Origin of the sequence: Amycolatopsis sp. WGS_07, assembly GCF_045278895.1 — a bacterium.
Lineage (GTDB): Bacteria > Actinomycetota > Actinomycetes > Mycobacteriales > Pseudonocardiaceae > Amycolatopsis.
Genome location: NZ_CP136053.1, coordinates 2,438,703 through 2,461,213, shown reverse-complemented (window position 1 = coordinate 2,461,213; position 22,511 = coordinate 2,438,703). Strand labels below are relative to the sequence as shown.

16 protein-coding genes are annotated in these 22,511 nt (G+C 68.7%); 6 read left to right on the top strand and 10 right to left on the bottom strand.

The features are described 5' to 3' along the window. Positions 1-58: 58 nt before the first annotated feature. The 5 genes from RPX00_RS11430 to RPX00_RS11410 all read right to left on the bottom strand — a co-directional run bounded on the left by RPX00_RS11430 (position 59) and on the right by RPX00_RS11410 (position 7,112). Positions 59-1,438: an LCP family protein gene (locus RPX00_RS11430; RefSeq protein WP_406642869.1), complete on the bottom strand. Its 1,380-nt coding sequence runs from the start codon at positions 1,436-1,438 to the stop codon at positions 59-61. A 707-nt stretch (positions 1,439-2,145) separates the two neighbouring features. Further along, the gene (locus RPX00_RS11425) at positions 2,146-3,294 is read right to left on the bottom strand and encodes a hypothetical protein (protein ID WP_406639486.1); all 1,149 of its coding nucleotides are present in this window, start codon (positions 3,292-3,294) and stop codon (positions 2,146-2,148) included. A gap of 1,487 nt (positions 3,295-4,781) precedes the next feature. Next, positions 4,782-5,441 (bottom strand): GGDEF domain-containing protein, encoded by a 660-nt coding sequence (locus RPX00_RS11420; RefSeq protein WP_406639485.1) that lies wholly within the window; start codon positions 5,439-5,441, stop codon positions 4,782-4,784. A 114-nt stretch (positions 5,442-5,555) separates the two neighbouring features. After that, on the bottom strand, positions 5,556-6,119 hold the full coding sequence (idi, locus tag RPX00_RS11415) for an isopentenyl-diphosphate Delta-isomerase (protein ID WP_406639484.1): 564 nt from the start codon (positions 6,117-6,119) through the stop codon (positions 5,556-5,558). Between the two features lie 159 nt (positions 6,120-6,278). Continuing rightward, complete coding sequence (locus RPX00_RS11410) at positions 6,279-7,112, bottom strand: alpha/beta fold hydrolase (protein WP_406639483.1); 834 nt, start codon at positions 7,110-7,112, stop codon at positions 6,279-6,281. 165 nt (positions 7,113-7,277) lie between these two features. On the opposite strand from RPX00_RS11410, the gene RPX00_RS11405 reads away from it, so the two are divergent. Beyond that, entirely contained in the window at positions 7,278-7,697 is a 420-nt protein-coding gene (locus tag RPX00_RS11405) for an Hsp20/alpha crystallin family protein (protein ID WP_378303892.1), read from the top strand. 78 nt (positions 7,698-7,775) lie between these two features. Here the strand turns inward: RPX00_RS11405 and RPX00_RS11400 are convergent, their stop codons facing one another. Both RPX00_RS11400 and dusB read right to left on the bottom strand, forming a co-directional pair. Next, complete coding sequence (locus RPX00_RS11400) at positions 7,776-8,453, bottom strand: DUF2306 domain-containing protein (RefSeq protein ID WP_406639482.1); 678 nt, start codon at positions 8,451-8,453, stop codon at positions 7,776-7,778. 173 nt (positions 8,454-8,626) lie between these two features. Further along, the gene (dusB, locus tag RPX00_RS11395) at positions 8,627-9,799 is read right to left on the bottom strand and encodes a tRNA dihydrouridine synthase DusB (protein WP_406639481.1); all 1,173 of its coding nucleotides are present in this window, start codon (positions 9,797-9,799) and stop codon (positions 8,627-8,629) included. Between the two features lie 1,087 nt (positions 9,800-10,886). Here dusB and RPX00_RS11390 point away from each other — a divergent pair. Beyond that, positions 10,887-12,305: a DUF2339 domain-containing protein gene (locus RPX00_RS11390; protein ID WP_406639480.1), complete on the top strand. Its 1,419-nt coding sequence runs from the start codon at positions 10,887-10,889 to the stop codon at positions 12,303-12,305. Positions 12,306-12,495: 190 nt separating this feature from the next. After that, complete coding sequence (locus RPX00_RS11385) at positions 12,496-12,897, top strand: TIGR03667 family PPOX class F420-dependent oxidoreductase (protein ID WP_406639479.1); 402 nt, start codon at positions 12,496-12,498, stop codon at positions 12,895-12,897. A 27-nt stretch (positions 12,898-12,924) separates the two neighbouring features. On the opposite strand, the gene RPX00_RS11380 is transcribed toward RPX00_RS11385, so the two are convergent. Next, positions 12,925-13,506, bottom strand: coding sequence for a superoxide dismutase (locus tag RPX00_RS11380; protein ID WP_406639478.1), 582 nt, complete (start codon positions 13,504-13,506; stop codon positions 12,925-12,927). Positions 13,507-14,439: 933 nt separating this feature from the next. Between RPX00_RS11380 and RPX00_RS11375 the strand changes: the two genes are divergently transcribed. After that, positions 14,440-14,952: a DUF6328 family protein gene (locus tag RPX00_RS11375; protein WP_406642867.1), complete on the top strand. Its 513-nt coding sequence runs from the start codon at positions 14,440-14,442 to the stop codon at positions 14,950-14,952. Between the two features lie 124 nt (positions 14,953-15,076). After that, positions 15,077-16,906 carry a LamG-like jellyroll fold domain-containing protein gene (locus RPX00_RS11370; protein ID WP_406639477.1) on the top strand — a complete coding sequence of 610 codons (1,830 nt, stop codon included), beginning with the start codon at positions 15,077-15,079 and terminating at the stop codon, positions 16,904-16,906. Positions 16,907-18,875: 1,969 nt separating this feature from the next. Here RPX00_RS11370 and RPX00_RS11365 read toward each other — a convergent pair. Beyond that, entirely contained in the window at positions 18,876-19,373 is a 498-nt protein-coding gene (locus RPX00_RS11365) for an Lrp/AsnC family transcriptional regulator (protein ID WP_406639476.1), read from the bottom strand. A 190-nt stretch (positions 19,374-19,563) separates the two neighbouring features. Between RPX00_RS11365 and RPX00_RS11360 the strand changes: the two genes are divergently transcribed. After that, the gene (locus RPX00_RS11360) at positions 19,564-21,090 is read left to right on the top strand and encodes an APC family permease (RefSeq protein ID WP_406639474.1); all 1,527 of its coding nucleotides are present in this window, start codon (positions 19,564-19,566) and stop codon (positions 21,088-21,090) included. Here the strand turns inward: RPX00_RS11360 and lysA are convergent. After that, positions 21,087-22,421, bottom strand: coding sequence for a diaminopimelate decarboxylase (gene lysA / locus RPX00_RS11355; protein WP_406639473.1), 1,335 nt, complete (start codon positions 22,419-22,421; stop codon positions 21,087-21,089). The genes RPX00_RS11360 and lysA overlap by 4 nt on opposite strands. Between the last annotated feature and the right edge of the window lie 90 nt (positions 22,422-22,511).

Below are 22,511 nucleotides of genomic sequence, written 5' to 3'. Positions count from 1 at the left end.
TCCGAATACCGCATCGCTGGGTGAACCGCATATGAACCCCGCCTAACGAATCCGAGTGCTAGCCAGTCTTGCCCGATTCAGCGTTGGCCGGCGGCGCGCTGGCCGCGGTGCCGGCGGGCTGGTTGCCCGGAAGCGGCGTGTTGTCGCGCAACGCGTCGAAGAGGCTCTTGGTCTTTTCCTGGAGCAGGACTTCGTTGCCGCGCTTGTTCGGCAGGCCGACGGTGGGAATGGTCAGGAAGTTGATATTGGCCGGATCGAGCCCGCGCATCGACTGCGCGAGCGTCATCATTTGCTGCACACCGAGGTTGTCGCCGAACGTAGCGTGCGCGAAAGCGGTGATGAAGCCGGACAGTTTTCCTGGATCCAGCACGACATCCGAGGACATGACCTTCTTGAGCAGCGCGCCGATGAACGCCTGCTGCCGCTTGATCCGGCCGTAGTCCGAGGTCGGGTCGCCCTTGACGTGCCGAGCCCGCACGTAACTCAGCGCCTGGTCACCGGAAATGGTCACGTCGCCGGTTTCGGCCAGCACCTTGCCGAGCGTGGTGTCGTCGATCGGTTTCTCGTTGTGCACGGTCACCCCGTGCACCGCGTCGACCATTTCCTTGAACCCGTTGAAGTCGATGCCGACGAAGTGGTTGATCCGCAGGCCGGTGACTTTCTGGATCACCTTCGTCATGCATTGCGGCCCGCCGACCGCGTAGGCCGTGTTGAGCTTGGCGATCTTCTGCGCGGGCACGACCTCGTCGGTCGTGGCGGATTTGGCCGGATCCCACCGATTGCAATCCGGCCGGTCGATCTCGAGGTCACGCGGGAACGAAACGACCACGACCCGTTTCCGGTCCGCGGGCACGTGCGCCACCATCACCGTGTCCGACCGCGCACCCGGGATGTTGGACGCGTCCCCGACGTTTTCCTCGGCCGACGCCCCGTCCCGCGAATCCGAGCCGACCATGAGGAAGTTCTCGTCGTTGGCCTGCCCCTCGGCGTTCTGGATGTCAGCCGAGTTCTCGTCCAGCGCGGAAACCTGGGCGAATTTGGCGTCGAACCAGGTAACGGCTCCCCAAGCGACCCCGGTGCCGACGAAGATCAGCACGACCACCACGATCAACGCGATCCGGCCGATCCGGATATTGCGCGCGGTGTGCCGCTGCTTCTTTTCCTGCAGCCTGGTTTGCTCCGGCTTTTCCGCCGGTTTCTCTTCTTCTTCGTCTTCTTTGTCCAGCAAAACGACCCGCTGCAACGCGGTTCGGGTCTGCTCGAACAACGCCATCGAACGGGTAGTGAGCCGCTCCCGCCGCTCGCGACGCTTCGCTTCCTCCGCCGCAGCGTCGTCATGCGCGGCCGAGAACCGAGCGAGACTGTGGTCGATCTTGCGACGGTACTGAGTCGCTTCGTCGATCGCCTCCATCTCGTCAGTCATGGTGAGCGGATCCATCTCCGCCCGAACCGCCGCGGCCGGCCGCGCCGGAGCACGCCGGGGCCGCTTGCCATTCGCCCCCTCGACGGCCGGACTCAGCTGGGTCCGCTCAGGGTCGGCTGCCTGGTTGAGCTGGGTGCGCTCGGGGTCGGCTGCCGGGCTGAGCTGGGTGCGTTCAGGGTCGGCCGCCGGGCTGAGCTGGGTCCGTTCAGGGTCGGCCGCCGGGCTGCTCTCCGGATCCGGGCTCTTCGCCCCGAGACCGATTCCCTTGACCGGCGTGAATTGCGTCCGATCCCCAGCGAGCGCAGCACTGATCGGCGGCTGCTCACCATCCAGAACCGGACTGAGCTGCGTCCGCTCGCCCACCGCCTCCGGACCGCGCTTCGGCACCGGACTGACCTGCGGACGCTCGCCATCCAGCTGAGTCCGCTCAAGCTCCCGGCCACGCCCAGCCTCCGGCCTGCGCACCCCGTTGCCCCGCGGTAGCGGAGCCTGCCCGTTGCGCCCGCTGTCCGGCTTGCCACGCAGCCGATCCGGCTCAAGCGCGGCACTCAACTGGGTCCGCTCGAGTTCGTCCTCAGCCCCGCTGGCGGGCATCCCGTCGACCCCAGGACGCCGCCCGGCCGGACCAGCCACCCGGGGCCCAGGGCCTGCGGTTCCGCGCTGCCCAGCGGAGTCCGGCCCAGACAGCCGCTGCTCGGCGGGTTCGAGCCCGCCCGGCATCTTCAGCGCAGCCGAATCCCGCTGTCCTGCAGGGCCTCGCTGTGCACCTGGTTCGGGTGTGGGCAGTCGGTGGCCGCCGGAGTCGGGTCCGGGCATCCGTTGTCCAGCGGGCTTCTGGCCCGATTCCGGTCCGGGCATCCGTTGCCCGGCCGGTTGTGCGCCTGATTCGGGTGCGGGCAGCCGATGGCCCCCGGAGTTGGGTCCGGGCATCCGCTGCGCGGCGGGGCCGCGTTGCCCAGCGGGTTGTTCGCCCGATTCCGGCCCGGGCATCCGTTGCCCGGCAGGTCCGCGTTGCCCGGCGAGTTGTTCGCCCGATTCCGGCCCGGGCATCCGTTGCCCGGCAGGTCCGCGTTGCCCGGCGAGTTGTTCGCCCGATTCCGGCCCGGGCATCCGTTGCCCGGCAGGTCCGCGTTGCCCGGCGAGTTGTTCGCCCGATTCCGGCCCGGGCATCCGTTGCCCGGCAGGTCCGCGTTGCCCGGCGAGTTGTTCGCCCGATTCCGGCCCGGGCATCCGTTGCCCGGCAGGTCCGCGTTGCCCGGCGAGTTGTTCGCCCGATTCCGGCCCGGGCATCCGTTGCCCGGCAGGTCCGCGTTGCCCGGCGATCTGTTCGCCCGACTCCGGCCCAGGCAGCCGATGCCCACCGGAATCAGGTCCGGACATCCGCTGCCCAAGCGTGTTTTCGGCACCGTGCGGCCGCCGAGGTCCAGGCGGCTCCGGCGAAACCGGAACGCCACCCCCTTGCCGAGGCCGAGGCGGAAGCCCATCCGGCCGCCGACGCCGAGGCCGCATCCCCGGCTCCGGAGAACCCAAGTCCGGCTCAGCGACCCCCGGCCGCCCACCGTCGGGAGGCCCAGCCAGCCCCGGCTCGCCGCCCTCGCCGGCCGCGCGACGTCCCGGCCGCCCAGACTCGCCAGGACCAGGCCGAACCCGGCCACCCGGCTCCGCGAGCCGCGCCTCAGCATCGCCCGCCGGACGAACACCCGGTCCACCACGACCATCAAGCCCGTCAGCCCCGCGAACCTCACCTGGACGCCCGGGTACGTCGGCAGCGTGCCGAGTCGCGTCGCCAGCCCGCCGCCCGTTCGGCGGCACCGCAGGTCCGCTCTCGCCAAGCCCGTCGCCGCGCTCAGCCCGATAGGCCCCAGCCTCACGACGCCCACCCGGCCCGGCGATCTGAGGATCCTCGACCGACCCGCTGTCCGGCACCGCGCCACCAAGAAGCGCTCGCCCGCCTACTCGCGCAGTTCCGGTGCCCTCAACGTCCGAGACCCCGCGCCGACTGCCCGCCCGACGCGCGCTGTCGTCCGCAGGACCGCGCCGCCCCAAGCCATTCGCACGTTCGTCCCCAGGAACGGCAATGCCTTCGGGATGCCGATCGCCAACCCCGTTTGCCCGGACTCCCTGTGCAGGAGCGTCGCTAGCTCCGTCCGCCCGCCCGGCATCCTCGACCGCCCGGCTGTGCCGATTGCCATTCCCCCGACCACCAGCCGAGTCAGCGTCGTGCTCCGCCGATCCAACGGGCCCGCCGCCGAACCCGTTCGCCCGTCTACCGCCGGAGCCCTCGTCGTCGGCGGGCGCGCTGTGCCGGTTGCCAGCCCCGTTGACGTACCCAGCGTCTCCCGCCGGTTCACCGTGCCGGTTGCCGATCCCGTTCGCCCGCCTGCCGGTCGGACCCGCCTCGCCTCCCGCGGACTCCCAGTCGCTGACGCGCTCGGCGACCGGTGCGGCGTCATCTCCCGGCTCGCCGTGTCGGCCGCCGACCCCGTTGACGTGCCCATTCGTCCGTCGCCCGGTGGCGTCGCCTCCTGCGGGTTCGCTGTGGCGGTTGCTGACTCCGTTGACTTGGCCGTTGGCTCGTCGTCCGGTTGAGCTGGCGTCGCCTTCGGCCGGTTCGCTGTGTCGGCTGCTGTGCCCGTTCGCCCGGCCACCGTCGTCCACCGCGGGCTCGCCGTGCCGACCACCGGCGCCGTTCCCATTCGCTCGGCCGCCCAGTTCCGAGCTGTCCTCCGGCTCGGCATGCCGGGTACCGGCCCCGTTGACCTGCCCATTCGCCCGCCGTCGCCCCGGCTCGGGGGCAAGACCAGCGAGACCGTTCGATCCCGGATAGCCAGCGTCCGGCTCGGCCCGTCGCCGTCCGGGCGCGGGCCGGTCGGTGTCCGCTCGGCGGCGGCCCGGTTCTGCCCGGCGGGAGCCAGGTTCCGCGAGCCTGCTCACCGGTTCCGCATGCCGCGTCCCGGGGTCGTCGGCGAAGGTGGGCCGCTCGCCGGTGTGCCGCGCGACCACGTCGGACACGCTGATGCCGCCGTGGGTGTCCATCGAACGGCGGCGTCCGCCGCGGGAACGTGCCGGGGTGTCGGAATGGCGACCGGTGCCTGGGGTGTTGCGCTCGTCGGGCACTCGGTCTCCTCTCGCACGTCAGGCGCCAGGCTGGGGCGGCTTACCTTTGAACACCCGGCGGGGTGCGCCGGGTCTCCCAGGACTCGTCGTACCGGGGGAGCTTTTCGTTATCGTACGGATACCCGCCGTTCGTGACGACACCCTCCCGCGAATTTCTTCACCATGCGTCGCTCTAAGGCGCACTGAAGCGGACGAACAGGTGAAGATCGGGTTCAGTGAATGGAGTAATCGCAGACGTGCGTTACTCAGAGTGCGTAATTACCTGGGCGGTCTCGCGGTCGTGAAAAGCGACCTTGTTGCGTCCTGCCCGCTTCGCGGCGTAAAGGAGATTGTCGGCCCGGTGGAGCTGCCGCGGCCCGGATCCGGTGCCGTGCGCGAGGCCGACGCTGATCGTGACCCGCAGGCCCGGCTGGAGTTCTGACCAGGGATGACAGGCGACCCGCAGGCGTGCGGCGTTGGCGAGCCGGACGGCGCCCCGGTGATCGATTCCCGGAAGGACGAGAGCGAATTCCTCGCCGCCGTACCGTGCGCAGAACGCATCGGCGGGCAGCCCTTCCTGCAGGAGATCGGCGACCCGGCAGAGGACGCGGTCGCCGAGAAGGTGACCGTACGTATCGTTCACGGACTTGAACCGGTCCAGGTCGACCAGGGCGACGGCCATCGTGGCGGGCAGTTCGGGCAGTCGCTGGTCGAGGTAACGACGGTTGTAGCTCGAGGTGAGTGGATCGCGCAGACTGCCTGCTCGGGCGATGTCGAGGGCGGAGCGAAGGTGCTGGTAGGCCCGCCGCCAGTCGCCACGCGTCGCGAAGAGGTCCGCGATGGACTCGTGCAACGTGAGCAGGTCTGGCGCCGTCTCCCCCGTTCCGAGTTCGTCGTCCGCCGACACTCTGACCTCCGCCACTCCATCGTTTTCGTCGTAAAGGAGCGGTGGCTTGAGTGATCGGTACGTACGAAGGTGAATTTCGCTCAAGTGGACGACGAACTTCCGATGATGTCACGCAGCGGAGTTCTTCGCTCAGAGAGCCGAGAAGGGCTTTTTGTCCTTGAGCTGGGCAAATTGATCACGCGCCCAGTAACTCGCGTCAGTCGCCGGATCTTCTATCCACCGTGCGTAATCGGCCCAGGAAATCCATCGCCATCCGCCGACTTCCTCGGGATTCGGCCGCGGATCGACTTCGGTCCACGCGGCGAACACCGGGCAGAACTCGTTCTCCACGATCCCCTGGAAGGGCGGCGTGCGGTAGCGGTACGTGGGCAGCACGCACTCGAGGTCTTCGAGCCCGGACAACCCGAGTTCGTACGAAGCCCGCCGGCGCACGGCGGTCTCCAGAGCCTCGCCGGGAGCCGGATGGCCGCACACGCTGTTGGTCCACACCCCCGGCCACACCTTCTTGTGCGGCGCGCGTTGGGTGATCAGCAGAGCGTTGTCCGAACGGCGCAGGACATAGCAGGAGAACGCGAGATGCAGCCGGGTCTCCGCGTGATGACTGGCGAGCTTCGGCCCGGTTTCCCCGGTGGGCACGCCGTCCTCGGTCACGAAGACGACGCGTTCGGTTTCGGCTTCAGTGCTGGTGTCCACTCCGGATACTGAACACCACGCACCTACCGGTCGATACCGCGAGGCGGGTGGCCGTTTCGCCCGAATCGAGTGTCGGATCTTCACTCAACGCGCGAACCCGTAGCCCGTCGAACACCCAGCCGAACGAACCAGACGGATGACCTGGGCTAGACCCCGGGATCACCGGTTGCCGAGATGCTCGACGATCAACGAGGTCAAAGCCTCCGGCGCTTCCTCCGCTACCCAGTGCGACACCTCCTCCAGCATCTCGAACCGATACGGCCCTGTGCACCAATTCGCCGTGTCGAGCGCGGCGGTGGAACCGAAGGCGACGTCCTCTGTGGACCACACGTACATCGCCGGCACCGAAATCTTGCCGATCTTCCCGCCCGGACGCCCGGCTCGATACCAGTTCAGCGCGGCGGTGAGCGCGCCCGGTTCGGACAGTCGCTGCACGTACTCGTCGATCTTGCTCGGCGGGATGCGCCGGTCGAAGATGTCGCGCAGCGCCTTGGCGTTGTCGGCCAGCATGCGCCGCTCGGTGGCGGGCGTCTGCCGCCACTCCGTCATGTAGGCCGACCGCAGGTGCTGGTCCTCGTCCGTGCGCATCGCTTCGGCGAGCGCGCCCGGGTGCGGTGTGGACACCACGGTGAGGCTGCGCAGCCGGTCTGGGTGCTCGTCGGCCGTCCACCACGCGACCGCGCCGCCCCAGTCGTGACCGACCAGGTCGAACTTGCTCCAGCCGAGCGCGTCGGCCATCGCCACGACGTCGGACACCAGCGTCGCGATGCCGTATTCGGCCGGACGCTCGGGCCGCACGTCCGGGGAATAGCCGCGCTGGTCCGGCGCGACCGCGCGATAGCCGAGCACGCCGAGCGTCGCCACCTGGTGTTCCCACTCCACGGCGGCCTGCGGAAAGCCGTGCAGCAGCAGAACCGGGCGGCCGTCCTCGGGGCCGGCGGCGATTGCGTCGAAGGATCCCGCGTCGGTCGGGATGGTCAGCTGGTCGATCACGAGACGCACTCTACGGACCGGCACCGACAGTTTTGGCCCGTCTCGCACTGTCACTGTGATCTGAGCTACTCGGGAACAAATAAGTTGAGTCAGTCGTTGGCAACTTTGTAAGGCTTGGTCAGCACCCGAACAGCTGACCGCAGTTGTCCGAAAGGGGACTCGACAATGCTGATCCGGACCGACCCGTTCGCCCAGTTCGACCGCCTGACCCAGCAGTTCTTCGGTGGTCAGGGCACCGCACCGCGCTCTGTCCCGATGGACGCGTACCGCGCTGGCGACGAGTACGTCGTCCAGTTCGACCTCCCGGGGATCGCCCGCGACTCGATCGACGTGAGCGTCGAGCGCAACGTGCTCACCGTTCGCGCCGAGCGCTCTGCCGTCGCGGTCGAGGACGCGCAGGTCCAGGTGTCCGAGCGGCCGCGCGGCAAGTTCTCGCGCCAGCTGTTCCTCGGCGACACGCTCGACACCACGCGCATCGCCGCGGACTACGTCGACGGCGTCCTGACGCTGCGCATCCCGGTCGCCGAGAAGGCCCAGCCGCGCAAGATCACGGTCGGCGGCGCGCCGCAGGAGATCGACGCCTGAGGCAGTGAAACCCAAGTTGTCCCCAGGTTGTCCACAGTGGGTTGTGGATAACCTGGGGACAAGTGCTATCTGTGCAGGTCAGCTCGGGATATCCGCCGCCTGCCGCTTGCGCACCAGCGGCGCGACGGTGCGGTTGATGACGAAGTACTCCGCGACCACGACGCAGATCACGATCGAGCCCCACGCGCTGGTCGTGTAGATGTCGGCGAAACTCAGCGTCGGAAAGATGCTCTTCGCCGCCGCGCCGATGCCGAGGAACCCGCGGAGCACGACCGCGGCGAAGCTCAGCGCGTAGTTGCGGATCATCCAGATGCGGTGGAGCTGGATCTGGCCCTGCCGGATGAAGGTGTAGCCGCGGTAGAGCGTGTAAAGCCACGCGACGGCCAGCAGGTAGAAGGCGATTTGCGTGGAGATGCCATCGACCGAGAAGGTCGCCGCGACGAGTGCGGCGGCCGCGGCGAAGATCATGCTCACCACATAGATTCGGCCGAGGACGCGGTGCAGTTTCGGCCGTCTGGCGCGCAGTGTCGCGGCGAACTGGAACGGTCCGATCAGCAGCACCAGGCTTGCGGGCAGAGCGTGCGACACGATCGTCAGGTAGTGCAAGGCGATCGCTGGGTTGAGCGGAATTCGGCTCAGCGTCGGGTCGCCGGTCAGGTAGGTCACGGCGGAGAACAGCGCGACACCGGCGGCGGACACCGCGACGGCGGCCCAAGCGATCCGGCGACGGCTGCGGCGGGAAACGGCGAAAGTCATCACGAAACTCCTGCTCGGACTGGGTCTGTGCAGGAAGCGTCTCGTGGTGGCGGGGGTGGCCGCGTCGGTGAGAATTGCGTAGATCAGGCGGTACCGCGAAGTGCTGCGGCCCCGGTGGAAGGCCCGACCTCGACCGCTCTGGCGTGTTCTGTCGTCCGGCCAGCGGTTGCTGGTCAGCCGCCGGAGTGCATGTCTTCCGCTTCGGGGACGCAGTCGTCGTCGGGGTCGTCCAGCCAGCCGTGTGGAAGCGTCACCTTGCCCGGCGAGCCCTGCCGCCCGCGCGGACCGGTCGCGGCGGTCGGGAACGGCGCGTCGTGGTCCAGCTGTGCGATCAGGTCGTCCAGCTGGTCCATGCTCGTCACCATCGCGAAGCCGCGGCGGAGTTCAGAGCCGACCGGGAAGCCCATCAGGTACCAGGCCATGTGCTTGCGGATGTCGCGCATGGCCTTGTCCGGGCCGTCGTGTTCGACTAGGAGTTCCGTGTGCCGCCGCAGGACGCGCGCGACCTCGCCGAGGTTCGGTCCCGCCGGGACCTCACGCCCCTGGAAAGCCGCCTCCAACTCGCCGAACAGCCACGGCCGCCCGAGGCAGCCGCGCCCGACGACGACGCCATCGCAGCCGGTTTCGGCGACCATGCGGAGCGCGTCGTCCGCACTGAAGATGTCGCCGTTGCCCAGCACCGGAATGCTGGTGACCGCCTCCTTCAGCGCGGCGATCTTCGACCAGTCGGCCTGACCCGAGTAGCGCTGCGCGGCAGTACGCGCGTGCAAACTGACCGCGGCCGCGCCCTCGGCTTCGGCGATGCGTCCAGCGTCGAGGAACGTGTGGTGGTCATCGTCGATGCCGACGCGGAACTTCACGGTGAACGGAACGCCGCCCTCAGCCGCCGCCTTCGCCGACTCGCGCACGATGTCCGCGAACAACCGTCGCTTGAACGGCAGCGCCGCACCGCCGCCCTTCCGCGTCACTTTCGCGACAGGACAACCGAAGTTGCTATCCACGTGGTCGGCGAGGCCTTCGCCGACGATGATGCGCACCGCTTCGGCCATCGTCTTCGGGTCGACCCCGTAGAGCTGCATGGACCTCGGCTTTTCGTGCTCGCCGAAGGTCATCATGTGCATCGTGCCGGGGTGCCGCTCGACGACCGCGCGAGCGGTGATCATCTCGCACACGTAGATGCCCGCGCCGTACTCCTGGCAGAGCCGCCGGAACGCCACGTTGGTGATCCCCGCCATCGGAGCGAGCACGACGGGAGGATCGACCTGGTAGGGGCCGATCTTCAACGTGGGCGCGCTCAACGTGGCAGTCACGCTTCCATTGTCGCCCGTGACGTACGGCACACGCATCCGGGCAGCTCCGGGCGGCTCGCACCGCGGCGGTGACCATCTCGTGTCCAGCCTTGAGTAGTGCTACGGATCCGATCATCGTGCGGTTTCGCCGAGGCTGTCCGGTATGACCACGGAAGCTGCAACGCTCCACCGCCTGGCCGGCGAACTGGACGACCTCGGCCGCCGCCTGACGCACGTAGGAGCCGAACTCCGCGCGGTGCGCCCCTAGCCCGAGCCAGCCGCCGACCAGCCCGGCGAGACACTCGCGCTGGACGCAGCGACAGACGCTCAGCCGACGCTTGGCGACCCCGCCGAGCTGGCCGGGTCGACCGGCGACGCAGCGGCCGAGACCTCCCCGGCTGGCGTCACGCAGCCCGTCAGCTCCGACTATGCGGCTGTGCAGGGTTCGTCCGACTCGGCGGAGGCTTCTGCCGCACAGGGGCAGACCTTCGCGTCGGGTGCCTCCGCCGCGCCGGACCGCCCGGCCGAGCAGGGCCAGGCGACTGAGGCGGGCCAGGCGGCCGAACTGGGCCGGGCGGCCGAACCAGGCCCGTCTGCCGCGTCAGGCCAGCCGCCTGCATCCGCCGGTCACCTGCCCGCGCCCGGGCACCCTGCAGCGCAGGCCTACCCGACCGCTCCGGGCTACCCAACGGCACAGGGCGCAGGCTCGTACCCGGCCTACTCGGCCGCGTACGGGACAGTGTTTCACCCCCACCCGGGCTACTACCCGTACAACCCTTACGCGGCTCCGTACCCCGCCCAGCCCGCGGCCGGCGCGACCCACCCGTCGACACCGCAGCCCAGCACCGAGCAGCCCACCGCTGACACGGCCGCAGCCGGACAATTCGCCGCCCAACCGAGCCACGGACCGTCCGCCGCTGGCACCGCCGGACAGTTCGCCGCGCAGCCAGGCCACGGACAGCCTGCCGCTGACCAATTCGCCGCCGGACAGCCACCCCACGGGTACCCGCAGACAACCGCACAGCAGTCGCCGTACGGCCAGCTGCCTTACGCGCAGCCGCCGTACACCCCGCCCCCGACGCTCCGTGAGCGGCTCGGTCGCGAAGGTGCCGGTTCGCGACTGCTGGCGTGGATCGGTGGTGCGGTGACGTTGCTCGGGGTCGTCCTGCTGCTGATTCTGGCTATCCAGCGCGGCTGGCTTGGTCCGCTGCCGCGGGTTGCGGTCGGAGCTGCGTTCGGCGGAATCCTCGTCGGCGCGGGTGCTTGGCTGCACCGCAAACCGGCTGCGCGCACCGGGGCGTTCGCCCTTGTCGCCACTGGGATCGCGACGCTTTACCTTGACACCGTTGCTGCCACCTCCTTGTATGATTTCCTGCCGGTTCCCGCCGGGCTCGCGGTTGGGTTGGCGATCGCGGTGGGCGGACTTTTGCTTGCGGTCAAATGGGATTCCTCTCTCTTGGCGAATGCCGTGGTGGGAGGATGCGGAGTGTGCGCGCCCCTGATCACGTGGGGCTTCACCGATGAACTCGTGACGTTCCTTCTCATGATCCAGATCGCGACGGTCCCTGTCCAGCTTCGGCGGTCATGGTGGCCCCTTTCGTTTACTGCAGCCATTCCTCCCTTGACAACGGCGCTGATCGGTATCGGACTGCGCACCTTGCCGGTGTGGGCGGTGATCGTCGCCAGTGTGGTCAGCGCGGTGTCGGCGCTGATCACGTTGCGGCGTAACGATAATGAGCCGTACTCGTTGGCTGTTCTCGCGATCGCTCCGCTGCCGGTACTGGTTGCCGCGCTGCTTCAGCACAAGCCGGAATCCGTGTTTCTGGCGGGTGGAACGGCTGTCGTGCTCGTCGCGACATGGACCATCGTGCGGGGGAATCCCGGTACTGTCGCGGGAATCGCTGGCCTTGTCGCGGCGATGCAGGCGACGCTCACGCAGTTCGATGGCGGAACGGTCCTGCTTGGTGAAGCGGTGGTGCTAGCGTTCGCGGCGAAGTTCGCTCGGAATCGGTTCGCGCTAGGCGGTTCTCTCGTCTTCGCTGTGATCGGCGGGTTGTTCGTGCTCGGTTCGGACGTCACCCCGGCATTGCTGGTGTTCCCGCGTTGGCATCCGAGCGACCTTCTGCTCACCGCGTTGGCTTCGTCCGCGCTCCTCCTTGCCGCGGCGATCGTGTTGCCGTGGGCGGCAATTCGGCTGAACATCGTGAAATCTGCCAGCCTTGCTCCTTGGCTGCCAGCGGGTTTGTGCGCGCTCTACGGCGCAGCCGGGCTAGTGCTCGCCGCGGCGATGCTCGTCGCCCCTGGTCGGACTGGATTCCTGGTTGGCCACACACTCGTCACCGTTTCCTGGACGATCGTGGCGTTCGTCCTTCTCCTGCGTGGGATCCGGGTGGTTGCCTTGCGGATCACGGGCCTGGTGCTGGTCGCTGCGGCGGTCGCAAAGCTTGTCTTGTTCGACCTCGCCGCGCTGGACGGTTTGGCGCGAGTGGGCGCGTTCCTCGGTGCCGGAGTGATCCTGCTCGTGGCGGGGGCGCGGTACGCGCGGGTTGTCGCGTCGCGCTGATTTGGTGGAATCCCCCGATCCGGGGAACTGGGAACGGTCGCGGATCGGGGAATTCTCTTTTGTAGCAACAAAAACTAGTTGCAGGGGCGCTAGCCGGATGCGGCTCTCGATGGCCGAGATTTGGGCCGAAGGGTCGGAACTGTCGGTGGCTCGTGGTTACCTGGGAAACCTACCGAGGAGGTAACCAACCATGACCTACACCCACGACCCGAAACTCATTGAACGCGCTGGTGAATCCATCGGGTGGCTCACCACCGTGACTCCGAGCGGTCGCCCGGCGCCGCGGCCGGTGTGGTTCGTGCTCGACGGAGAAGATGTCGTTGTCTTCAGTCGCCCGGGCACAGCCAAGCTCCGACACCTCGCCGCCAATCCAGAGGTGAGTTTCCATCTCAACAGCGACGAGCACGGCGGCAGCATCATCGTCGTCAACGGACGTGCGCACGTCGACGAAGCCAAAGCCTCTGAGGCACCCGGCTATCTCGGCAAGTATCAGCGGCACTACGCCGGCATCGGATTCGCCGACGCGGCCGCCTTCGACGCCGACTACTCGGTCCGGATCAGGATCGTGCCGGAGAAATCCTGGGGCTTCTGACGACTGAGCGCAGCGGAGAGTCCGGGTTCAGAAGCCGACGTTCAGGCAGGCCAGCCGTCCACCCGCGGTTCCGGCGTGCCCGGGGTCGGTGTGGGTGTGGGTTTCGTGGATCACCACGGACTTCGCCCGCCGTCCGTCGAAAGTCCAGTCCACAGTGGAGGTTGCATGACCGATTCCTGAGCGGTCGGTGGTGAAGTCGAGCCAGATCTCGTTGTGCGGGTTGGCGTAGGCCGGATCCACCGAGGGCTTCACCGGGTCCGGCACGTGCTGGAAGTGTCCGCCCGCGGCGTCACCGGTGGCGCCGCAGGAGTTCACGTGCGCGTGCGCGCCGTATTCGTGCCGCGGCAGGAGGCCGCTGATCACCAGCACGGTGGTGGTGCCTACGCGACTGGCGGACAGGGCGGCGACGTGCGCCTTGGCCCCGGCGGGTACGAGATCTGGGCGGTAGGTGACGGCTTGGCCGCCCGGAGTGTATGCCGCGAACGTGCCGTGGGCGGCGGTGAAGTGCAGTGGCGGGGCCGGAGCCGCTGCGGCGGAGGTAGCGGAGAGGCCCGTGACGGAGAGACCGGCGGCGAAGGCCGTGGAAAGGAGCTTGGGGAGGAAACGCATGAAACTTCTCTAACTAGTCGGCGCGTGCCGTGCCATGTTCTCCACTCGAACGTGTGGAGGTTGCCCGGATGTCGAGATGGGTGGCTTCCGTGCGGGCGTGAGGTGCGCTGGGTGGCCGGGTGCTGGCGGCGGGTGGATCGGGCAGATCCGGGCGCGAGTCAGGCGTGAGTCGCGGACAAGGTCCGGGGCTCGGGCGGGCGAGCTGCGAGCTAGGTTCGGGCGTGGGCCGAGGCCGAGTGATGGGCCAAAGCCGGGAGCGAGCCCAGGCCGAGGCGGAGCGGTGGGACAAAGGTGGAAGCGCGGCTAGGCCGGGAGTGGGGCTAGGCCGAGCGATGGCCGGTCCGGGCGTGGGCTTAGCCCAGGCCAGCCCAGCCCAGCCCAGCCCAGGCCAGCCCAGGCCAGGCCAGCCCAGGCCAGCCCAGGCCAGGCCAGGACGGGCTGCGGGCGAGGCCTGGATGAGGGTGCCTGTGCGCGGAGCATGCCGGGCCTTAGACCCGGGCGCTGTCCGGCCGGGAAGCGGGACTGGCTTCTGGGTCGACCCAGGTCTTGGTGCCGGTGCGAGTTCGAGCGCGATCCAGGTCCAAGTCCAGATCCAGGCGCGGGCGTGCGGCTCAGCCTGGCTGCGTTGTCGTGCGGTCCGGAGAGGACTGTCGGGCCGGGACAGGGCTTGGGCGGTGGGCGCGATCGTCGCTCGGCTGGCCTGGGTGACTTTTCGGGCGTTGACGCGTTGGGTACTCCGCAGCGTGGCAGCGTCGGACTTGCCCGGCGATGCTTCGGCGAGCACCGGTGGAGCCTGACATGCCTGATGACCCGAACAGCGCTATGGGGTTTGACGGCCGTCGCGCGGATACCGGCGGATCGGCGGGCTCCAGCGGGCTGGCGGACGTCAGCGGGTCAACCCTGGGAGGCGGACCGGCGGACGGCGGTGGGCTGGTGCAGGTCGGCGAATCGGCGGAGGTCGGCGACGACGTCGAGCACACCGGTGAGACGCGGAACCAGATGCTGCAGCGGAACGTCGGCGAGCTGTTGCAGGAGTTGCGCGTTGCGCAGGCGGGCGTGCAGATCCTCTTCGGGTTCCTGCTGTCGGTGGTCTTTACGGGCCGGTTTCACGACGCCAGCGGGTTCGAGAAGGCGCTGCATCTGCTCGCGGTGCTGCTCACCGTCGCGGCGACGGCGTTGCTGACCGCGCCCGCGGCGTGGCACCGGATGCTGTTCCGGACTGGGCGGCGGGAGCAGATCCTGCGGGTCGGCAACCGGGTGGTGCTGGTCGGCTTTGGGTGTCTGGCGGCGGCGATCACGGTGACCGTGGCGCTCATCGCGAAGGTCGCGTTCGGGCCGGTTGCGATGGGGCTCGTCGGCGGGATGGCGGTGCTGCTGTTTGGGCTGCTGTGGTTCGCGGTGCCGGGCATGCTCGTCGGCGACCAAAGGCGACGCGACGGTCACTGAGCGGCGTCGGCGCGGGCGGTCATTTGTCCTGCGCAGGACAGAAACGCCGTGAGCGCGGAGGTGTTCATCGAGCCGTCGGCAATTGTTGCCGCAGCGGTTGGGGCTGGCCCGTAGCTTCCTGCTCGTGACTGACTCTTCACGGCGGAACTTCCTGCGCGGTGCCGGAATCCTCGGTGCCGGCGCGGCGGTGTCCGCGCTCCCTGGCCTGAACGGGATCGCGGCGGCCGATCCCAGCGTCGCTCGTCGGCCGGACGGTGACAGTCCGCGGTTCACGATCGCGGTCATGCCCGACACCCAGTACCTCTTCGACGAGGACCGGGGCGATTCCGCGCCGGTGGACGCGTCGTTGTCGTACGTGCTGCGTCACGCGCACGACGACAACGTTGTCTTCCTCGCGCACCTCGGTGACCTCACGCAGAACGGGCAGGCTCGGGAGTTCGCCGGCATCAGCCGGTCGTTCCAGGCGCTCGATCGGTTCCGGTTCCCGTACAGCACGCTCGCCGGGAACCACGACATCGACGGTTCCACCGACGACCAGCGCGGGCGGACGCCCTACCTCGACGCGTTCGGGCCGCAGCGGCAGCGGAACTCGCCGACGTTCCGCGGCGCGTCGAAGGACGGCTACAACACCTACCACGTGTTCCGGGCCGCTGGCCGGGAATGGCTGGTGCTCGCGATGGACTGGCGTCCGTCGGCGGGCGGGTTCGCCTGGGCCAAGCAGGTTCTCGCGCAGCATCCGCGGATGCCCGCGATCCTCACCATCCACGAGCTGGTCAACTCCGACGAGCAGGGGAAGGCGTTCCTGTCAGACTTCGGCCAACAGGTCTGGGACGAGTTCGTCAACGAAAGCGACCAGATCTTCCTGACCCTCAACGGCCACTACTGGCCGCCGGGCCGTCTAGTGAAGCGCAACGCCGCCGGCCACGACGTCCACCTGCACCTCACGAACTACCAGGACCGCTACTACGGCGGCAGCGGCATGATCCGGCTGTACCAGTTCGACGTCGCCCGCGGTGTCATCGACGTTCGCACGTTCTCGCCGTGGCTCGACGGGCGGCGCGATCTCACTGAACTCGAGCGCATCGAAGCCGAGCGCAGCACCGATGTCGACTACTTCAGCATCGACATCGACTTCGACAAGCGGTTCGAAGGCTTCGCGCCGGTCCCGGTGCCGCCGGCTCGTCCGGTGAAGCCGCAGCTCGTGCCGGGCACCGTCGCGTACTGGCGGTTCGAGGGCGGCCGCGCCGGTGCTCCGGTGCCGGATGACGTGCTGATCAAGGATCTCACCGGCCGCGGCAACGATCTGCGCCGCGCGACGGTGGCGGGCAGCGGGCCGGAGGCGTTGACCTATTCGGCGGATTTCTCTCCTCGCCAGCCGTCTCGGGCGAGCCTTCGGTTCGACGGTGCTCGCAATCCCGGCCGCGGCGCGTACCTCCAGACTGTCGACAGTGCACCGATGAACAAGCTGACCTTCCAGCGCGGCTACACGGTCGAAGCGTTCATCCGCCTGCCGGAAGACTTCCGCGACGGCACCCACGGCTGGTGCGGCATCTTCGCGCGCCTCGGCAACGGCGGCGCGGCCGGGAAGTCCAGCGACGACCCGAACGAATCGGCCGCGACGTTCAGCGTCTCGGACGGCGCGGAGCTGCAGTGGGCGGTGTTCCCGTTGAACCAGAACGGGATTTCGACCAACTGGGGGCACGAACTGCCGCTGGCGAAGTGGTGGCACGTCGCGGTCGTCAACGACGGATGGCGCAGCACACTCTACGTCGACGGCTGCCCGCTGCTGCGCAACCCCAAGACACCGGCGATCGGCCTGGCCAATCCGGGAGGCGGCTGGCTGGTCGGTGCGTCGTCGTACCGGGGCAAGGTGGAGCGCAGCTTCTACGGCGAGATCGGTGAGGCCAGGGTCGTCGACCGGGCGCTGGCTCCGCGCGAATTCCTGCTCGGGTGACCGGCCGGGCGATTGGCGTCTCGGCAATTGCGGCGGCGATCGCGGTTCGCGGAAGGCGGTCGCGGCTGGGGATTGGGGAGTTCGGCTGGCCGTGGAGCCGGCTTGCTGGCGAACGGTCGATTCAGGAATCCAGCAGGTGCTATTCCGATTCGGCGGGACGCGAATTCGATGGGTGCGGCCGTTCGGAGGTATTAGCGAAACTGATGACTTCGGCCAGTCGGGCTAATATCGGGATGGCTTTGTAATGGGTGCCTGTGCTGAGCGACGGAGTCGCCGGTCGTGAATTCGGGTACGGGCGAGTGCTGGCCCCGGGGAATTTCCGGGGCCAGCACTTTGCCGGTGAGTGGGACTGGTCTTGCCGCGCGGAAGACGCGCGAAGTCGGCGAGCGTTCCCTTGCCGGGGACTGGGGCAGGGAACGTCGGGGTGAAACCGGCGGCGGGGCCAGCGTCATTGCTGGGACCGATGGTTGGGCCGGAGCCCGCTACCGGGGTCAGCGTCATTGCTGGGGCCGGACGGTTGACCAGAGCCGCTGCCTGGGCCGGAACCGTTGCTGGAACCGGTGGTCAAGCTGCGACCTGCGGCCAGCGTCGTTGCTGGGCCAGTGGTGGGGCCGGAGCCTTGTGCCGGGCCGGCGTCTTTGCTGGACCGGTGGCTGGGGAATCCCGCGGTGGGCCAGCGCCGTTGCTGGCGGGAATCCCGTCCGGGCCAGCGTCGTTGCTGGGCCGGTGGCCTCACTCCGTGCCGGGGCTGCCGTTCAGGCCGGAGCCCGTTGCCGGGTGGGACCTCGGTGCCTGGACTTGCGGTTGTGCCGGACTTCCGAAGCCGGGGCCAGCGCTGATGCTGGAACCGGAACTTCGAAGCCGCCGGGCCACGGTTTGACTCGGTCTGGTCCCGCCCCGAACTCGGACGATCCAGTCCCAGCGGCACCGGTCGGGTACCTCTGGTCGAGGATCGTGCGTCGGGAGCCAGCCGAGCCAGTCCGAGGATTGAGCCTCCCAGACCGGAGCCCGTCGGCTCAGCCTCGGGATCAGTCCGCTCCGAGGGTCGAGCCTGCGGAACCGGCCGAACCAGTCCGGTCCGTTCCGGAGGCCGTGGCCGCGGTATCGGTTGATCCCGCCGACGCGACCGGTCCGATCCAGCCCGAGGACTCAGCCGAACCCGCCTTGGCAATCAGGCTGGTCCAGTCCAATGGCCTGGCCGACCCAACCGGGGCACAGGCCCGATCCGGTCCTAGCGGGCCTGCCCGAGGGCTGCGTCCGAAGACCTCGCCCGCGGGCCCAATCCGAACTCGCCAGCCCAAGAACCGTGGCCGATGAGCCCAGGTCAGGCCCGTCCGCTCGGGTCGAGCCGAGGGGCTGGCCCGGCAACCGATCCGCCTGCGTCGAGCCGAGAAGCTCGCCGGGCGGCCGGTCGGTCCGCGTCGCGCCGAGTAGTCGGACCCACGCCGATCCGAGAACTCGACCGAGCAGCCAGTTCGCCCATGCCGGGTTGGCCACGCACTGCGCCGAGCCAAGGACCCGGCCGGGCAGCCGGTCTGTCCGTGCCGAGCCAGGGACTCGACTGGGCGGCCAGTTCGCCGGTGCCGAGCCGGGAAGCTCGCCGGGCAACCGGTCGGTCCGCATCGTGCCGAGAACCCAGCCGAGCGACCAGCCCGCCCGCGCCAGGCCGAGGATCCGACCAGGCAGCCAGCCCACCCGTGCCAAGCCGAGGACTCGACCAGGCAGCCAGTTCGCCCGTGCCAGGCCGAGGACCCAGCCGAGCGACCAGCCCGCCCGTGCCAAGCCGAGAACTCAGCCGGGGAACCATCCGGACCAGTCAGGCCAGGGCCCCACCGAGAACCCAGCCCGCACTCGCCAGCCATGCACCCCGCCACGGACCCAGCGGACCCAGCCAACCCGTCGGACACAGCCAACCCGTCGAACACCGCGAACCCTGTCATGAACCCAGCCCGAGAACCCGACCCGCGGATCAGGCGGTCAGCCGGCCCCACGAGTAGTCCTGTTTCGCGAGCTTCAGGTACACGAACAGCTCCGTCGAGGCCACCCCGGCGATCGGCCGTACCTCGTCGCCCAGTACGGACAGGAGGTGGTCGTCGTCGCGGCACAGGAGTTCTGCCAGCAGGTCGAAGCGGCCTGAGCAGAGGGCTACCTGGTGCACGTCGGCGACCTTGGCCAGTTGCTGGGCCACTTCGCGGGCGTCTCCGTCCACCGTGATGCCGACCATCGCCCTTCGGGTCAGGTCGACGTGTTCTGGTGAGGTCACGGCGACTATCTGCACCATTTCCTCTCGCAGCAGCCGTTGTACTCGCTGCCGCACCGCGCCCTCCGAAAGACCCACCGCTTTGGCGAGCGCCGTGAACGACGCCCTGCCGTCTTCCTGTAACAGCGTGATGAGCGTCCGGTCGGTCCCGTCTAGCGCTCTCGGAGCACGCGGTTCCTCGATTTTCGTACGGTTTTCGTCACCCATGCCGTCCCTCCCTGTGTTTCGGCATGTGATTTGTCAGATGCGCAGCGTATCGGCCGAAGCCGGAGAGCAGGAGACCCTTTCCCGTTTTCTTCTCCAGATGGCGGAAGGTGCGCTTGGCCACGCGGTCGTTCTGGCGCGGGCTAACAGCGGGTACGGTCGCGGACCGCCGCTGACTAGGAGGAATATTCCAATGACCGAAGCCGTCGCCGCGCCCGTGGTGCCGGCCAAGGGGCTCCGTTCGAACGCGCTCGGCATGGTGTCTTCGACGGTGATCGGTTTGTCGTCGACCGCCCCGGCCTATTCGATCGCCGCGACGCTCGGGTTCATCGTGCTCGCGGGTACGGGGTTCAAGGCCGCGGCGTTCGTGGTGCTGGCGTTTGTCCCGGTGCTCTTCGTCGCGTTTGCCTTCCGGGAACTGAACGCGGCCGAGCCCGATTGCGGCACCAACTTCACCTGGGCCACCCGCGCGTTCGGCAGCCGGGTCGGCTGGATGACCGGCTGGGTGGTCCTGGTGGAGCAGTTGCTGGTGATGAGCAGTCAGTCGGCGCTGACCGGCCGGTACACGCTGCTGCTGTTTGGTCTAGACGACCTCGCGAACAACCGTGCGGTGACGACCGCGATCGGTGGCGCGTGGCTGCTCGCGCTCTGCTGGTTGTGCTATCGCGGCATCGAGGTGTCGGCACGCGCGCAGTGGGTCCTCCTCGGCATCGAACTCGCCGTCCTGGTGATCTTCTCCGTCGTCGCCCTTGCCCGCGTCTACACCGGCACTGCGGGCCCGCAGGCGACCACGCCGCGGTGGGACTGGCTGTGGCCGAGCGGGGTCAGCGTCGGGACGGCGGTGTCGGCGGTGCTGCTCGCGGTCTTCATCTACTGGGGCTGGGAGAGTTCGCTTTCGGTGAACGAGGAATCGGCGGACCCGCGGCACGCGCCGGGGCGGGCCGCGATCCTGTCCACCGTGCTGCTGGTGCTCAACTATCTGCTGGTGACCGTCGCCGCGCTGGCGTTCGCGGGCGTCGGCGAGCACGGGATCGGGCTGGCCAACGAGGCGAATGCCGAGGACGTGCTCGCCGGGCTGGGCGGCGCGGTGTTCGGGACGTCCGGGTTCGGCAAGGTCATGGGGGTGCTGCTGATCGTGTCGGTGCTGACCAGCGGCGCGGCCACGAGCCAAGCGACGATCATGCCCGCCGCGCGCACGACGCTGTCGATGGCCAGCCACGGCGCGCTGCCGAAGGTGTTCGGCCGGGTGCATCCGAAGTATCAGACGCCGTCGGTGACCACCTGGGCGTTCGGGTTGGTGTCACTCGCCTTGTACGTGCTGCTGGCGTTGTGGAGCCGGAACGTGCTCGCGGATTCGGTCGACGCGGTCGGGCTCACGATCGCGATCGAGTTCACGGTGACGGCGTTGGCTTGCGTGTGGGTGTTTCGCCGGACGCTGTTGTCGAGCGTGCGCAACTTCGTGCTACGCGGGCTACTGCCGTTTGTCGGCGGCGTGTTCTTCCTGGCAGTACTGGTGTTCGCGGCGATCACGTACGCGAAGCCTGACGCCGGAGAGACCACAGTGTTCGGTGTCGGCGGCGTCGCGGTGATCGGCGTTGTCGCGATCCTCGTGGGCTTTCCGTTGATGTTCGCCGTGCAACGCGCCTGCCGTGACTTCTTCGCCGGGCGACGTCTGACGCGCGGCGCCGTTGCCCGCGACGGTCAGACCATCGAGAGCTAGCAGCGGCGAAGCAGGTCTTCTTCGGTCTCGCGGCGTACGAGGAGCGTGGCGTGCCCGTCGCGTACGCCGACGAGCGGAGGACGGCCGACGAGGTTGTAGTTCGACGCCAGGGAGTGGTGGTACGCGCCGGTGCACGGTACGGCCAGCAGGTCGCCGACGTGGATGTCGTCGGGCAGGCAGACGTCCGCCAGTACGTCGCCGGACTCGCAGTGTCGTCCGACAACCGTCATCGGCGTACGCGCGGCCTTGGTGCGACGGCCGACGAGACGCGCGGTGTAGCGCGCGCCGTACAGCGCGGGGCGCGGGTTGTCGCTCATACCGCCGTCGACAGCGACGAAGGTGCGCGCGCCGCGTTTCACGGCGCACACACGGTACACGGTGATCCCGGCTGGGCCGACGATCGCGCGGCCGGGCTCGATTGTCAGGCGTGGCAACGGGAAGTCGTGTGACGAGCATTCATAGCCCAGCGCGACGCGGAGGCGGCGGGCGTAGCCGTCGAGGTCGAAGGAAGCTTCGCGGTCGGCGTACGGCACGGCGTGGCCGCCGCCGAGGTCCAAGTCGCGCAATGTGATTCCGTACTGGTCGCGGATGCGGACGAGCACTTCGACCATCCGTCGCGCGGCTTCCTCGTAACGGTCCACACGGGACACTTGCGAGCCGATGTGGCAGTGCAGGCCGGTCAGTTGCAGGCTTGGCTGTGAAAGTACTGCTGCGACAGCGCGATCGACGTTGTCGCGTACGTCGGGGCGCAGCGAGAAGCCGAACTTCTGTCCCTCGGTGCCTGTCGTGATCGCAGCGTGCGTATCGCCGCTGACGCCGGGCGTGACGCGGATGAGGACGCGCTGTGCGCCATGCGCGAGTGCGCCGAGTTGTTCGACCTCGTCGAGAGAGTCGAGGACGATGCGGCCGACGCCGTACTGCAGTGCCGCCTTCAGGTCCTCCGGTGTCTTCGCGTTGCCGTGCAACAGAATGCGTTCCGCGGGGAATCCGACAGCGCGCGCGACGGCGATTTCTCCGGCGGAGCACGTGTCGAGCGACAGTCCTTCTTCAGCGACCCAACGCAACACTGCTCGCGTGCAGAGCGCCTTGCTTGCGAAGGCGACGTCGGCCTCCGGCAACGCACGGCGGTAAGCGCGGGCCGTTTCGCGTACGTGCTCCTCGTCGAGGAGGTAGGCGGGCGTACCGAAGCGCGCGGCCAGGTGACTGACCGGCGCGCCGGCGAAGAGCAGCTCGCCGCCTTCGCCGAGCTTCGTGCCTTGCGGCCAGAGTCCCGGTTCTAGGTGGTCGGCGGCCTCGCAGCCGAGACTCGGGAGCAGCTCGCTGAGCGTCACGGTTACCTCCGGTCGATGTCGATCGCGGCGAACATCGTCAGCACACGGCACCGACACCGGCCTGGAACGTCCCGGAAACGGGCCCCTGAT

Excerpts from the sequence above, each read along its gene's own strand:
- RPX00_RS11430 (WP_406642869.1), bottom strand. The coding sequence starts at position 1,438 with ATGGATCCGCTCACCATGACTGACGAGATGGAGGCGATCGACGAAGCG.
- RPX00_RS11405 (WP_378303892.1), top strand. The coding sequence starts at position 7,278 with ATGCTGATCCGGACCGACCCGTTCGCCCAGTTCGACCGCCTGACCCAG.
- RPX00_RS11400 (WP_406639482.1), bottom strand. The coding sequence starts at position 8,453 with ATGACTTTCGCCGTTTCCCGCCGCAGCCGTCGCCGGATCGCTTGGGCC.
- dusB (WP_406639481.1), bottom strand. The coding sequence starts at position 9,799 with ATGCGTGTGCCGTACGTCACGGGCGACAATGGAAGCGTGACTGCCACG.
- RPX00_RS11385 (WP_406639479.1), top strand. The coding sequence starts at position 12,496 with ATGACCTACACCCACGACCCGAAACTCATTGAACGCGCTGGTGAATCC.
- RPX00_RS11380 (WP_406639478.1), bottom strand. The coding sequence starts at position 13,506 with ATGCGTTTCCTCCCCAAGCTCCTTTCCACGGCCTTCGCCGCCGGTCTC.
- RPX00_RS11365 (WP_406639476.1), bottom strand. The coding sequence starts at position 19,373 with ATGGGTGACGAAAACCGTACGAAAATCGAGGAACCGCGTGCTCCGAGA.
- RPX00_RS11360 (WP_406639474.1), top strand. The coding sequence starts at position 19,564 with ATGACCGAAGCCGTCGCCGCGCCCGTGGTGCCGGCCAAGGGGCTCCGT.